Source organism: uncultured Propionibacterium sp., from assembly GCF_963539965.1.
Lineage (GTDB): Bacteria > Actinomycetota > Actinomycetes > Propionibacteriales > Propionibacteriaceae > Propionibacterium.
Map to the genome: position 1 here is coordinate 42,448 of NZ_CAUTOU010000007.1, position 11,306 is coordinate 53,753.

The 11,306-nt window shown below is 67.2% G+C and carries 15 protein-coding genes; 9 read left to right on the forward strand and 6 right to left on the reverse strand.

Going from position 1 to position 11,306, the window contains the following annotated elements; translation table 11 throughout:
• Entirely contained in the window at positions 1–2,928 is a 2,928-nt protein-coding gene (locus R2N01_RS02980; protein ID WP_316668302.1) for a helicase-related protein, read from the reverse strand.
• 308 nt (positions 2,929–3,236) lie between these two features.
• Here R2N01_RS02980 and R2N01_RS02985 point away from each other — a divergent pair, with 308 nt between their 5' ends.
• Genes R2N01_RS02985 through R2N01_RS02995 form a run of 3 tightly spaced genes read left to right on the forward strand, consistent with a single transcriptional unit; the run spans position 3,237 to position 4,171 of the window.
• Positions 3,237–3,566: a DUF3800 domain-containing protein gene (locus tag R2N01_RS02985; RefSeq protein WP_316668304.1), complete on the forward strand. Its 330-nt coding sequence runs from the start codon at positions 3,237–3,239 to the stop codon at positions 3,564–3,566.
• A 54-nt stretch (positions 3,567–3,620) separates the two neighbouring features.
• The gene (locus tag R2N01_RS02990) at positions 3,621–3,923 is read left to right on the forward strand and encodes a hypothetical protein (protein WP_316668307.1); all 303 of its coding nucleotides are present in this window, start codon (positions 3,621–3,623) and stop codon (positions 3,921–3,923) included.
• Positions 3,920–4,171: a hypothetical protein gene (locus R2N01_RS02995; RefSeq protein WP_316668309.1), complete on the forward strand. Its 252-nt coding sequence runs from the start codon at positions 3,920–3,922 to the stop codon at positions 4,169–4,171. Before R2N01_RS02990 ends, R2N01_RS02995 begins: the two co-directional genes overlap by 4 nt.
• A gap of 345 nt (positions 4,172–4,516) precedes the next feature.
• Here the strand turns inward: R2N01_RS02995 and R2N01_RS03000 are convergent, their stop codons facing one another.
• From R2N01_RS03000 to R2N01_RS03020, 5 genes are all read right to left on the reverse strand, one after another.
• The gene (locus tag R2N01_RS03000) at positions 4,517–4,846 is read right to left on the reverse strand and encodes an SMR family transporter (protein ID WP_316668311.1); all 330 of its coding nucleotides are present in this window, start codon (positions 4,844–4,846) and stop codon (positions 4,517–4,519) included.
• The gene (locus R2N01_RS03005) at positions 4,843–5,202 is read right to left on the reverse strand and encodes an SMR family transporter (RefSeq protein WP_316668316.1); all 360 of its coding nucleotides are present in this window, start codon (positions 5,200–5,202) and stop codon (positions 4,843–4,845) included. The genes R2N01_RS03000 and R2N01_RS03005 overlap by 4 nt, the downstream gene beginning before the upstream one ends.
• Positions 5,199–5,708 (reverse strand): TetR family transcriptional regulator, encoded by a 510-nt coding sequence (locus R2N01_RS03010; protein ID WP_316668318.1) that lies wholly within the window; start codon positions 5,706–5,708, stop codon positions 5,199–5,201. The genes R2N01_RS03005 and R2N01_RS03010 overlap by 4 nt, the downstream gene beginning before the upstream one ends.
• A gap of 365 nt (positions 5,709–6,073) precedes the next feature.
• Positions 6,074–6,721, reverse strand: coding sequence for a hypothetical protein (locus R2N01_RS03015; protein ID WP_316668320.1), 648 nt, complete (start codon positions 6,719–6,721; stop codon positions 6,074–6,076).
• A 312-nt stretch (positions 6,722–7,033) separates the two neighbouring features.
• Positions 7,034–7,351: a transposase gene (locus tag R2N01_RS03020; RefSeq protein ID WP_316668323.1), complete on the reverse strand. Its 318-nt coding sequence runs from the start codon at positions 7,349–7,351 to the stop codon at positions 7,034–7,036.
• 74 nt (positions 7,352–7,425) lie between these two features.
• Here R2N01_RS03020 and R2N01_RS03025 point away from each other — a divergent pair, with 74 nt between their 5' ends.
• The 6 genes from R2N01_RS03025 to R2N01_RS03050 all read left to right on the forward strand — a co-directional run bounded on the left by R2N01_RS03025 (position 7,426) and on the right by R2N01_RS03050 (position 11,178).
• Positions 7,426–7,629 carry a hypothetical protein gene (locus tag R2N01_RS03025; RefSeq protein ID WP_316668325.1) on the forward strand — a complete coding sequence of 68 codons (204 nt, stop codon included), beginning with the start codon at positions 7,426–7,428 and terminating at the stop codon, positions 7,627–7,629.
• Positions 7,630–7,698: 69 nt separating this feature from the next.
• Positions 7,699–7,986: a transposase gene (locus R2N01_RS03030; RefSeq protein ID WP_316668326.1), complete on the forward strand. Its 288-nt coding sequence runs from the start codon at positions 7,699–7,701 to the stop codon at positions 7,984–7,986.
• A complete protein-coding gene (locus R2N01_RS03035) occupies positions 7,983–8,867 on the forward strand; it encodes an IS3 family transposase (protein WP_316668327.1) in 885 nt (294 codons plus the stop codon). Before R2N01_RS03030 ends, R2N01_RS03035 begins: the two co-directional genes overlap by 4 nt.
• A 233-nt stretch (positions 8,868–9,100) precedes the next feature.
• The gene (locus R2N01_RS03040; protein ID WP_316668329.1) at positions 9,101–9,856 is read left to right on the forward strand and encodes a cobalt-precorrin-6A reductase; all 756 of its coding nucleotides are present in this window, start codon (positions 9,101–9,103) and stop codon (positions 9,854–9,856) included.
• A 62-nt stretch (positions 9,857–9,918) separates the two neighbouring features.
• Positions 9,919–10,515 carry a precorrin-6Y C5,15-methyltransferase (decarboxylating) subunit CbiT gene (gene cbiT, locus R2N01_RS03045; protein ID WP_316668331.1) on the forward strand — a complete coding sequence of 199 codons (597 nt, stop codon included), beginning with the start codon at positions 9,919–9,921 and terminating at the stop codon, positions 10,513–10,515.
• Positions 10,516–10,527: 12 nt separating this feature from the next.
• Positions 10,528–11,178 carry a precorrin-8X methylmutase gene (locus R2N01_RS03050; protein WP_316668333.1) on the forward strand — a complete coding sequence of 217 codons (651 nt, stop codon included), beginning with the start codon at positions 10,528–10,530 and terminating at the stop codon, positions 11,176–11,178.
• Positions 11,179–11,306: the final 128 nt, after the last annotated feature.

Consider the following 11,306-nt stretch of genomic DNA (forward strand, 5'->3'; position numbering starts at 1 on the left):
TCAGTCCTCCTTGCCGAAGTCCTCGGGCACGACGACCAGCAGCGGGCGCACCAGCTGGCGGTCGGGCGCCATCTGCTCGACGAGCCGCTGGCGCTCCTCGACGCCGGCCCGGTGCCGGCGCAGGGGGCCGCGGGCGACCATGGCGTCGGCCTCGTCCCGCCAGTGCACGGTCTGGGCGCTCCAGCGCTCGATGCGTTCGGCGACGGCCTCGCGGGCCCGGTCCATCGTGAGGGCCAGCTGCGCCTCGGCCTTCTCGACGGCCGGGGCGATGATGCTCTTGAGCGCGTCGGCGCCGACGAGGCCGCCCGGGTTGCTCATCCGCTCGTCGAGGCCGGCGGCGCGCAGCATCTGCGACGAGGACTCGTGGGGGGTCGGCAGGCCCATGTCCGGGTTGGCGGGGTCGGGGAACTCGACGCCCACCCAGCTGACCGTGACGACCTGTCCGCGCTTGTCGGTGAGGGTTCCGCACAGCAGCACGGTGGGGGCGCCGACCCGGCCGCGCACGACGTACAGCTCGTTGCGTCCGAGCATGGCCAGGGCGCGGTCGGCGGCCCAGTCGAGCACCGGGTGGAGCGGGCCCAGGTAGTGGGCCTCGGGCCACGAGCTGTCGGAGGCGTCGGTGAGGGCATCGCGCAGCAGCTGGGCGGCCCTGGCCCTGCTGGTGGCGAGCTTGAAGCTCCTGAGCACGCCGCGGTCGCCCAGGTATCCCTGGGGCAGCACCTCGAGGCGCTGGCGCAGGTCGGCGGGCGGGACGAACTCGACGACGCCCTCGCCGGAGTGCTCGCGCCAGCCCACTCCGCCGCCCCGCGTGGAGGGCGGGGCGGCGGGGGTCTTGTAGTACTCCTCGAGGGCCTCGCGCAGGAAGGTGACCGGCTCGGCGTACAGGGGGTCGTCCTCGGCCAGCTCCACCGCCGGCACGTCCCGCCCGGCGGCCGGGGCGCCGTTGCCGCTGATCGCAGCCATGAGGGCGGCCAGGCCGTCGCCGGCCGAGACCTCGTCGACGGTGCGGACGGCCTCGTCGAAGCTCCTCTGCCCGGCGAGCACCCTGGTGAGCTCGGCCTCCTCCCTGGACTCGCTGTACTCGCCCATGAGCCCTGCCACGTCCCCGAGGGCCCGGTGGGCCTCCTCCTCGCGTTCGAGCAGGCGGCTCAGGACGGTGATGTCGCCGCGGAAGCCCTCGGCACCGGGGGTCAGCAGCAGGGTGGTGATCTGCGGGCGGGCGCGCTGGCCGTAGCGGTCGATGCGGCCGTTGCGCTGCTCGATGCGGATGAGCGACCACGGGATGTCGAAGTGGATGAGCTCGTGGCACTGCCGGTGCAGGTTGACGCCCTCGGAGGCGACGTCGCCGGTGACGAGCACCCGGATCGGCGAGTTCGTCTGCTTGAAGCTCTCGACGATCTCCTGCTGCTCGACGTCGGGCAGGCTGCCGTGCAGCAGCGCGACCTGCCCGGGCTTGAAGCCGAAGTCGGCCGACAGTTTGCGCTGCAGCCAGGCGAGCGTGGCGACCCGCTCGGCGAAGACGACGGCGCGCGCCTCGCTGCGCCGGCCGACGCCGATGTGGCGCAGGTAGGCGACGAGCCGGTCGTACTTGGCCGACGAGCCCTTCGCCGCCTCGTTGAGCCGGGCTAGGCGGCCGAGGGCGTCGGCCTCGGCGCGCTGGGCCGGGCTCATCGTGCCCGTCGCGCCGGCCCGGGCGGCGGCGTCGAGGCGCCTGCGGCGCTCGGTGATGGAGGCGTCGAGGGCGGCCGGGGAGGACAGGAAGGCCTTGGCGAGCGTCCACGGGAACAGCCGGGTGCCGCCCGAGTAGGGGGACGATCCCCCGGCCGGGTGCAGCCAGACGTCGTCGAGCTCGTCGGCGACGGCGTCCTCGGCGGGCGAGGCCGGCACGAGTTCGTTGCGCGGCGGCAGCCGCTCGGCCCAGTCGGAGCCGACGACGCCGGACACCTCGGGGCTGTTGCGGTGGCGGCGGATCACCAGGCGCCGCAGGTCGTCCTCGTTGATCTCGCCGTCGGGGCCGACGGCGGTGGGTTCGAGCAGCCGGACGAGCTCGGCGAAGGACTCGCGGCTGCCGTTGTGCGGGGTGGCCGAGGCGAGGATGAGCGCGTCGGTGGTGGCGGCCAGGTTGCGGGCCAGCGCGTTGTTCTGGGTACTCGCATTGGTGACGTTGTGCGACTCGTCGATGACCACGGCGTTCCAGTGGTGCTTGCGCAGGTCGTTGACGAAGTGGTCCTGCTTGAGGGTGTCCATCGAGATGATGACCCGTTTGAAGAAGGTGAACGGGTTGCGGTTGGCGGGCAGCTTCTGCTTGACGCGCTGGACGCCCACCGAGTCGAGCCGGACGAAGGGGATGTCGAAGCGCGACCACATCTCGTTCTGGGTCTGCTCCAGCACGTGGCGGGGGCAGACGATGAGAATGCGTTCGCCGCGGCCGCGGCGGATGAGCTCGGACAGGATCATGCCGATCTCGATGGTCTTGCCCAGGCCGACGGCGTCGGCGAGCAGGATGCGCGGTTGCAGGTTCGCCGGGTCGAGGGCCCTGGCGGCGGCCCGGTACTGGTAGTCGAGGGTGTCGGCCAGCGCCCGGTGCGAGACGGCCAGGGCCGGCTCGCCGATGGGGACGGGCGTCTTGCGCAGGGTGGCCTCGAGCCACAGCCGGGAGCGGCGGTAGTGCGGGGAGTCGTCGGCGACGGGCACCGCGTCGCGCGGGTCGAGGGAGCGGATGCCGTTGCCCGGCCCGGCGGGGCGGGCCGGGTCGAGCTCGAGGGACTCGTAGAAGGTGGCGGTGGTGCCGCGCACCAGGGGCGTGAGGCCCTGCACGGTGAGGAGCTGGTCGTCGCCGACCTTCTCGACCGCGGTGACGAGCCATTCCTCGTCGCGGACCACGACGGTGGACCCCGGCGCGACGTTGAGCCGCTGCCCCCGAGACATGGTTCCGGACATCCCTCACTCCCCTTGAGAAGATTCAACTGCGAACCCCTAGGGGCAGAGTTTAGTGGGATCGTGACCCGTGCGCTGGACCGGCCGGCCGGCGAAAGAGACCCGCCTTGAAGACGATCGGACGCCGCTCGCGCCCGGGCTCCTCTTCCGGATGAGGCAGCCTCAGCGACGCGAGCACTTGACTCCGGCTGGCACGTATGCGATGCTCGAAGCGGTAGCGATCTCTGGAACACGGGACACGCGCCACTTCGGAGCCCACGCGATGAGTGGGCTCTCGTCATGTCCAGCAGGGAGATCCCATGCTCGTTGCATATCTTGATGAGTTCGGGCATGTGGGCCCTTACGTTGACTCTAAGCACAAAAAATTTTTCCACCATCCAATCTTCGGTTATGCCGGATACGTTATTCCCGCTTCCAACTCGCGTGAAATGGGCGCTTCCTTTAAACGTGCGAAGACGCAGTTGTTCAAAACTTCCATCGAGAAGAGCCGTCACCCCAACCAGTGGGAGCGCAAGGGTTCAGAGTTCTTCTCAACCGGATCGATCAAAAGTCACCCTGAGCAAACACGCGTGTTCAAATCCCTTGTCAAAACACTGAAGAGGCTCGATGGCAAGACATGGCCGCCATGAAACAAAACCATATTTTTGATGGATTCAGAACCTCGCTTCGGAAATGATTGGGACATGCAGATCGAGGTCACCCCAGAAGAAACCGTCATCCTGATCAGGTGGAAGAAGCGTTCCGACACCCATGTGCTGGTGCGGATGAAAGCCGAAGCCATCCTGTACGCCTCGCGCGGCGTCAATGCGGGCATCATCGCTGACATGGTTGAGCGCAGCGAGAAGACCGTTCGGGAGTGGCCGGCCAGCTGGCGGGCCACCAAGATGTGCCAGGTGCTGACCGGTCATGACCGCGATGACACCGATCCCGACTCTTCCGGAATCATGGAGGACCGCCTCGACCCTTGGCCCCTCACGAGCACGTGACTTCCGGAGCGTTTCCCCCACCCGACCAGGACGACGGCTCGGTCGATCTCACGGGTTTGAACTGGCGGGACACCTGTGCCATCTCCGGCGCCCTGATCGATCTGATCTTGAAATACCCCGGCAAGGACATCGTGGTCATCTGGGACAGCGCCGCCTGGCACAAGTCCAGGGAACTGAAACAGGAACTGGGGTGTGACCAAAAACCTGGGACGAGTCCGCCTGATCAATCTACCGCCCTACTGCCCTGACATGAACCCGGTAGAACACGTCTGGAAAGAAGCAGAAGACTCCATCGGTGATCACCAGCGCGCCGCCTTCGAGAACACTCGCACCGCATTCGAAGCCTTCATCACCTCAAACAGATTCCCCTACCGCCTCACACAAAAACCCCGTGAAAGGAGCACTATATCTCGGACGGTGTTCACCGTCACGCAGTCATACGAAGCAGGCCCCACCGGGAGCTGTCTCTTTGACGGGCAGAGCCTCGCCTCGAGCGTCCTGCGAGAGGAACGCAAGCGCTTTGCCGGTCGAAGTTTTCGTGATCACCATGCGTGTACACCACGGCGTGAACAGGGACCACCGGTCGATCATCCTCAGTGCGTGGCGCCGAGTTCGATCAGTAGGACGCCGCCGACGATGAGGACGATGCCGAGACTCATCACCCAAGTCAGGGGCTCTTTGAAGAAGATTCGGCTGAGCACCGCCGCAATGATGACGCCGGTCGCCGCCCAGATGCCGTAGGCCACTCCGAGCAGGAGACCTTGGGCGAGGGCCACCGAGAACATGACGAAGGCGAAGATGTATCCAGCGCCGACACCGATCCACCAGGCCTTCTTGCCAGTGCTCGCCATGCGGAGAGAGACGGTGGCGGTGACTTCGCCGATGATCGCGGAGATGAGGCCGATAAGGGCAATGGCGGTCATCGTGCGGCCTTCCTGTCCCTGTCCGAGTTCTTCTGTGCGGCCTGCGAGCCGAGCTCGACCAACAACACGCCGCCCATGACGAGCACGATGCCCAGCGCCATGAGCGGTGTGATGGGCTCGCCGAAGACGAGGAGCGACATGACTGCCGTGAGCGCAACGCCGCTTGCGCCCCAGATGCCGTAGCCAACGCCCAAACCCATCCCTCCGCGCAGCGCCATGAACAGTGCGAGGAAAGAAGCGACGTAGCCGACCACCACGGGCAGGTAGAAGGCAGGGGCATCGAGCGCCGCTTTGAGCGAGAGCGATCCGGTTACCTCTAAGCCAATTGCCGCGGCGAGAAAAGCCCACTTCTTCACGATTTCGCCCTCTGTCCGATCAGCGAGGCGACGATGGCCACCGTGGCGGCACGCTCGGACTCGTCTAGGTCGAGCAGTCCGAGGCAGCGGTCGATCCAGGCCCCGTCAGCGACAAGGCGAGCTGTCACGAGCCGTGGGTCGCGTAAGTCACTGAACCAGAGACTCATGCGCTCAGCCCACCGCGCGGAGAGCTTGTCGCGCAACTTAGTGTCCGCCAATAACACGAGGTCCGCAGCGTCCATGTCGCCGAGGAGTGCGTGCTCAACGTAAGCACGGAGCCGGTCATCAGGGCCGGCGTCCTTTCCGGCTCGTTCCCGCAGTTGTACCTCCCAGCGGTCGAGGAGGTGGTCAAGGACCGCGAGTGTCAGGATCTCCTTCGTGGCGAAATGATAGACGACTCCAGGCTTTGTCAGCCCTGCGTCGTGCGCGACTGCATCAATGGTGAGCGTGTCGCCGCGACGCAGGACGTTGAGTGCAGCGTCGAGGATCTCGGGGCTGGTTGCCATACAATCAACCATACCATACGTATGGTAGGTTTCGTTCCACTGACCGCGTGAGAGGCACCCGCCCAACCTTCAGTAAATCCAAACTGCAGCCACGGCTACGGGCTTGGAGTCGACTCTTGATCGGCGCTGAGCCGAGAGGCAGCTCACCGATCAGGCGACCGACTTCGCCGATCCGGTCCAGCAGCTCGCTGTGACCAGCGGGATATGGACGGTCCAGCCTGCTGGGGTGCACCGCGACCGTGTTACCCGCCTGCGGCGAGGACGCTCCTACGCGCGGCCGCCTCGATCCCGTAGGAACCGCCAGCCACGACGATCCGTTCATCATCGGCCAGACCCGTCGCTAATTCTCCCGTGACGTGTTCCCCTTAAGCTGTCCCGCGTCGAGTGGTTGGCAGGGTTTTGGGCTCGGGAAAGGTGGGGGCGCTGGGGTCGGCGCGGCCAGTGTGGACATCGGCGGGTCGGTTCCAGGCCTGGTGCTCGTGCGGTTGCACGGTATTGAACTCGACGCGGGAGGTGTCGGATTCACGGATGAGGTCCAGGGCGTCGTCGATGTGCTCGCGGTAGAGCCGCTCGTACTTCAGCGCCTGGAAGGCGTGCTCGCAGACGCCGTTCTGCCCGGGGGTCTTCACTCGGGTGCGCGCGTGCCGCGACTCGGGCCGGGAGGTGATGAAGGCACCGAACCGGAAAGACCGGAACGGGCCGCCGTTGTCGGTGACGAGCGCAATGGGGACGACCTCGCCGGTGTCCGTGTCGGTAAGGTGATCGATCAGCCGTGGACCACCGGGCAGGCGTTCGGCCTCGGCGAGGGCGAGCCCGACGGCGGTGATCGCGTCATGCTGGTTCGCCGTCGGTGACCAGTGCCGGCCGAACTCGTACTTCGAGCAGTAGTCGACAAGGCCCGCGACGCGCCATGCGCCCCCGCCGGTGGTCTCATACTCCGAGAAGTCGAATTGCCGCACCTGGTTCGGCCCTGCTGGCGCGGCGGCGAACGCGGCCTTGCGTTGCTTGGCCATCTGTCGGCGTTCTCGCTGGTGGTCAGCCTTGAGTAGCAGGCCCTCCTCGTCCAGGATCCGAAGGACCGTGGGACTGCGACACCCTGTGCCCGTCATGGCGCACCATGGCCCGGATCTTCCGGTGCCCCCGCGCCGGATGCGTCGCCGCCATCGCCGTCACCGCGTCGCGATGGGCGTCTCGTGCAGGTGCCGGCCACGGCCCTTTCACCGGCTGACCTGCCCGTGCTTCCGATTGCCGGCGCCGCCACGGGCGTTCCGGAATGTCGAGCATCTGGCGGAACCTCGCGGTCGGCATCCCGGACTCGACCCGGATTACCTCGGGGTCCTCGAAGGGCCCAGCCTGCCCTCCGCTGACTTCTTCCACACCCGGAGCTCGACAGCGGCCTCGCCCAGCGCCTGGGTCGGATCCTCGATCTGAGCCTCGAGTTGTTCCTCCCGCGCCGAGGGCCCCGAACGGCCGATCGCCATCGCGGATCCGCCGGCCTCGAGGAACTCGGCTCTCCACCGGCCGATCGACTGCTCGGAGACCTTCTCCTTGCGCGCAGCCTCCGCCACGGACACCTCGCCGGCGAGCACGGCCAGCACGATCCGCGTCTTGGTCTCCGGCGAAACCTTCGGCGGTCTACCCAATCTCGGCCCCCTGGAACCACACGCCGATCATGCCCTCACAACCGGCCTGCCAAAAAAACATGACGCGGGATATCATGCCGGCCATACCCACGTTCCCCGCAGAGAACGGGCAGGTCCCGGGCGCTGATCACCGAACAAAAAACAGGCTCACGATCATTCATCACCGTCGCAACCGCGCTCAGGCCGAACCCGACGAGTCCTTCGACGTGGACCAGTCCTCCATCTCCCGGGCCATCGGTCGGTGGACGCCTCGCCTGGCCGAGGCCCTCGAGGACTGAAGTGCTGTGCGTTTTTCGGAGTATGGTGAAAGATGGGTTTATTCGAACATGTGAGGTAAAATCTGTATTATGTCGGCATCGAAGTATGGTGAAGAGTTCAAAGAACAGGTCGTGTTGGAGGTCGTCGAACACTCCCGGCCGATCAGCGAGGTCGCGAAGTCCTATGGTCTGGTAGCGCAAACCGTGGGGAACTGGGTCAACAAATGGCGGAGGACTCATTCCGATGTCGGGGGTGAGGAAATTACACCGACCCAGTTTGCCGAGTACAAGAAAGTCAAGGCTGAGCTGCGAGAGGCTCGAATGGAGATCGAATTCTTGAAAAAAGCGGCGGCCTTCTTCGCGCAGGAGTCCCGGTGAAAGCACGATACGTGTACATTCATCGCGAGGAAGGCGACTACCCGATCCGTTTGATGTGTCGCTGGGCCAAGGTGTCATGCTCCGGCTGCTATGCCTGGCGGGGCAGGGGTATGTCAGAAACCCGGAAACGTCGTGAAGAGCTCGCCATTCTGGTGAAACATTTTTTCAATGAGTCCAGGCAAACCTGTGGATATCGACGAGTCCATAGAATCTTGGAACGCAATGGTGTGGAAACCAGCCCGGAGACGGTACGCCGGCTCATGCGACAGGAGGGCTTGGTGGCGTGTCATCCCCGCCCGAAGGTCCGAACCACCGTGCCGGCCCAGGATCTGGCGGAGCGCCCCGACCTGATCAGAAGAGACTTCACAGCCGACGCCCCGGCCCGGAAACGGGTGGGTGACATCACCTGCATTCACACGTGGGAAGGATTCGTGCATCTCGCGACCATCATGGACTGCTGCTCAAAGAAAATTGTCGGCTATGCTTTGGCGGAACACATGCGAACCGAGCTGATTCGAAACGCCTTGGAAATGGCAGTAAGAAACTGCTCACCCATCAAAGGAGTGACAATTTTTCATTCAGACCGGGGATCGCAGTACACCTCAGCCGACTGCGCCAGCACCATGAACAAGCATGGTGTTCCCGCTTCGGCGGGAAGAACCGGTATCTGCTACGACAACGCCGCAGCGGAATCATTCAACGCCACCTGCAAGAAAGAACTCGTCAACCGGAAAATCTACCCCGCCAGAAGAAAAGCAATCAAAGACGTGACATCATGGATTGAACTCTGCTGCAATCAAACCAGGCTTCATTCCACGATCGGATACCGAACCCCGAACGAAGTCCATCAAACACAGAAACAAAACAAGACAGCAGCCTAAACCATAATCCAAACTTTCCCGCTATCCACAAAACCTATAGCACTCCATCGACACCGTGCCCGTGCGCGCTCGGAACAACCCCCCATTCGTCAATGAAAGTTGACGAATGGCGGCTCTGTCAGCCCTTTCCCGATCAGCTTCCACGGAAACAGGTCCCATGGATCATCCTGACGCCGGCCCGGGCGCTCCAGGACCGCTTGCCCCGCTCCCCCGCCCGCGCTTGACTTGCCGCCATGGACGTCCTGATCCTCGGGGGCACCACGATGGCCCGCACGCTCGCATCGCTGCTCGTCGAGCGCGGTCTCGACGTCACCACCTCGCTGGCCGGCCGCACGAGGGAGCCGCTGGCCCTGCCCGGCGCGGTGCGCGTCGGCGGTTTCGGCGGCCCCGACGGCATGGCCGACTGGCTCGCCGGGAACCGCCCGGGCTGCGTCATCAACGCCGTCCACCCCTTCGCCGCCCGCATGAGCGACAACGCGGCCACCGCCTGCCGGCGTACCGGCACCGCCCTGGCGCGCCTCGAGGCGCCCAGCTGGCGCGCCCAGCCCACCTCCGCCGACTGGACCTGGGTGGGCGGCCACGACGAGGCGGCCCGGGCCGTCCGCCGCCTGCCCGACCCGGTGCTGCTGACCATCGGCCGCCAGGAGACCGCCCACTACCTGCCGCTCGGGCAGCGCGACATCACCCACCGCGTCATCCACGCCCCCGACGAGGCGCTCCCGGCCGGTTGGACCCTGCTGACCCGGCGCGGCCCCTTCACCCACGACGACGAGCGCGCGCTCATGGCTGACCCGGCCCACACGATCGCCACGCTCGTCGCGAAGGACTCCGGCGGCACCGGCCTCGACCCCAAACTCGTCGTGGCCACCGAGATCGGCGCAACCATCGTGATGATCGCCCGCCCGCCGGCCCCCGACTACGGGGAACGGGTGGGCGCCCCGGCCCAGGCGCTCGACTGGGCCCTCGCCCGTCTGCACGCTGACAGCTGACAGGCGCAGCAACCGCTCGCGCGGGGCGCGATCGGGCGCACCCGCCGGGATAATGTGACGGCGTGACCATCGACCGCGACGCCAGCAGGCTCGGACGCACGCCCGGCCTGCCCGAGGAGCACTTCGCCCACGACGGGCTCATCACGAAGCACCCGGTGCGCGCCGTCGCCCTGGCCGCGCTGCGCCCGGCCCCCGGCGAGCTGCTGTGGGACCTGGGCACCGGCGCCGGCTCGATCGCCGTCGACTGGTGCCGCACCGACCCGAGCTGCCGGGCCGTCGGCGTCGAGCACAGGGCCGAGCGCGCCGCCAACGCCCGCGCCAACGCCGACGCCCTCACGCTGCCCGGCCAGTTCGAGATCCGCGAGGGCCCGGCCCCCGAACTCATCGGCGAGCTGCCCCGGCCCGACGCCGTCTTCATCGGCGGCGGCCTCACCGCCCGGCTCGCCGAGCGGTGCATCGACGTGCTGCCCGCCGGCGGGCGGCTCGTCGTCCACGCCGTGACGGTGGAGGCCGAGGTGGCCATCGCCGCCCTGCACGAGGCCCACGGCGGCGAGCTGTTCCGCCTGGGCATCGAGACCGCCGACCGCATCGGCCGCCTGCGCGGCTGGAGGCCCGCCCGCACCGTCACCTGCTGGAACTGGACCCGGCAGCCCGACTGAGCAGGAGAACCAATGAGCGACTACCTCAACAACGGCCCGGACATCTACAGCGAGTCCTTCCGCATCATCCGGGCCGAGTCCGATCTGGATCGCTTCCCCGCCGACGTCGAGCAGGTCGTCGTGCGCATGATCCACGCGGCCGCCGACCCGGCCATCGCCGGCGACATCGCCTTCACTCCCGGCGTCTCCGCCAGCTGCAGGGCCGCGTTGGCCGCCGGCGCCCCCGTCCTGTGCGACTCGTCGATGACCGCCTCGGGCGTCATCCGCTCCCGCCTGCCCCGCGGCAACGAGGTCGTCTGCCACATCAAGGACCCCGCCCTGGCCGACGAGGCCAGGGCCAAGGGCGTCACCAAGACCCACGCCGCCGTCGACCGCTGGGCCGAGCAGGGCCGGCTGGACGGCGCCGTCGTCGCCATCGGCAACGCCCCCACCGCCCTGTACCGGGTGCTCGAGCTGTGCCACTCCACCGGCGCCCGGCCGGCCGGCATCGTCGGCATCCCGGTGGGCTTCGTCGGCGCCGCGGAGTCCAAGCAGGCCCTGGTGGACGACGAGCTCGGCCTGGAGTACATCACCCTGCTGGGCCGCCGGGGCGGATCGGCGATCACCGTGGCCGCGGTCAACGCCCTCGCCTCGCGCGCAGAGCTCACCAACGAGCACGCCTGATGCCGGACCCCGCTGAGCCCGTGCACACCGGCCCCGGCGAGCCGCCGCGCGACGTCACCGCGGACGACGCCCCGGCCGGCCCGGGCAACGACGCGGCCCTGGCCGCGCAGGGCCGCGACGAGCTGGCC

Coding starts and splice junctions, on each gene's coding strand:
- R2N01_RS03010 (WP_316668318.1), bottom strand. CDS start 5,708: ATGGCAACCAGCCCCGAGATCCTCGACGCTGCACTCAACGTCCTGCGT.
- R2N01_RS02990 (WP_316668307.1), top strand. CDS start 3,621: ATGCAGATCGAGGTCACCCCAGAAGAAACCGTCATCCTGATCAGGTGG.
- R2N01_RS03025 (WP_316668325.1), top strand. CDS start 7,426: ATGCCGGCCATACCCACGTTCCCCGCAGAGAACGGGCAGGTCCCGGGC.
- R2N01_RS03015 (WP_316668320.1), bottom strand. CDS start 6,721: ATGGCCAAGCAACGCAAGGCCGCGTTCGCCGCCGCGCCAGCAGGGCCG.
- R2N01_RS02985 (WP_316668304.1), top strand. CDS start 3,237: ATGCTCGTTGCATATCTTGATGAGTTCGGGCATGTGGGCCCTTACGTT.
- R2N01_RS03040 (WP_316668329.1), top strand. CDS start 9,101: ATGGACGTCCTGATCCTCGGGGGCACCACGATGGCCCGCACGCTCGCA.
- R2N01_RS02980 (WP_316668302.1), bottom strand. CDS start 2,928: ATGTCTCGGGGGCAGCGGCTCAACGTCGCGCCGGGGTCCACCGTCGTG.
- R2N01_RS03030 (WP_316668326.1), top strand. CDS start 7,699: ATGTCGGCATCGAAGTATGGTGAAGAGTTCAAAGAACAGGTCGTGTTG.
- R2N01_RS03000 (WP_316668311.1), bottom strand. CDS start 4,846: ATGACCGCCATTGCCCTTATCGGCCTCATCTCCGCGATCATCGGCGAA.
- R2N01_RS03050 (WP_316668333.1), top strand. CDS start 10,528: ATGAGCGACTACCTCAACAACGGCCCGGACATCTACAGCGAGTCCTTC.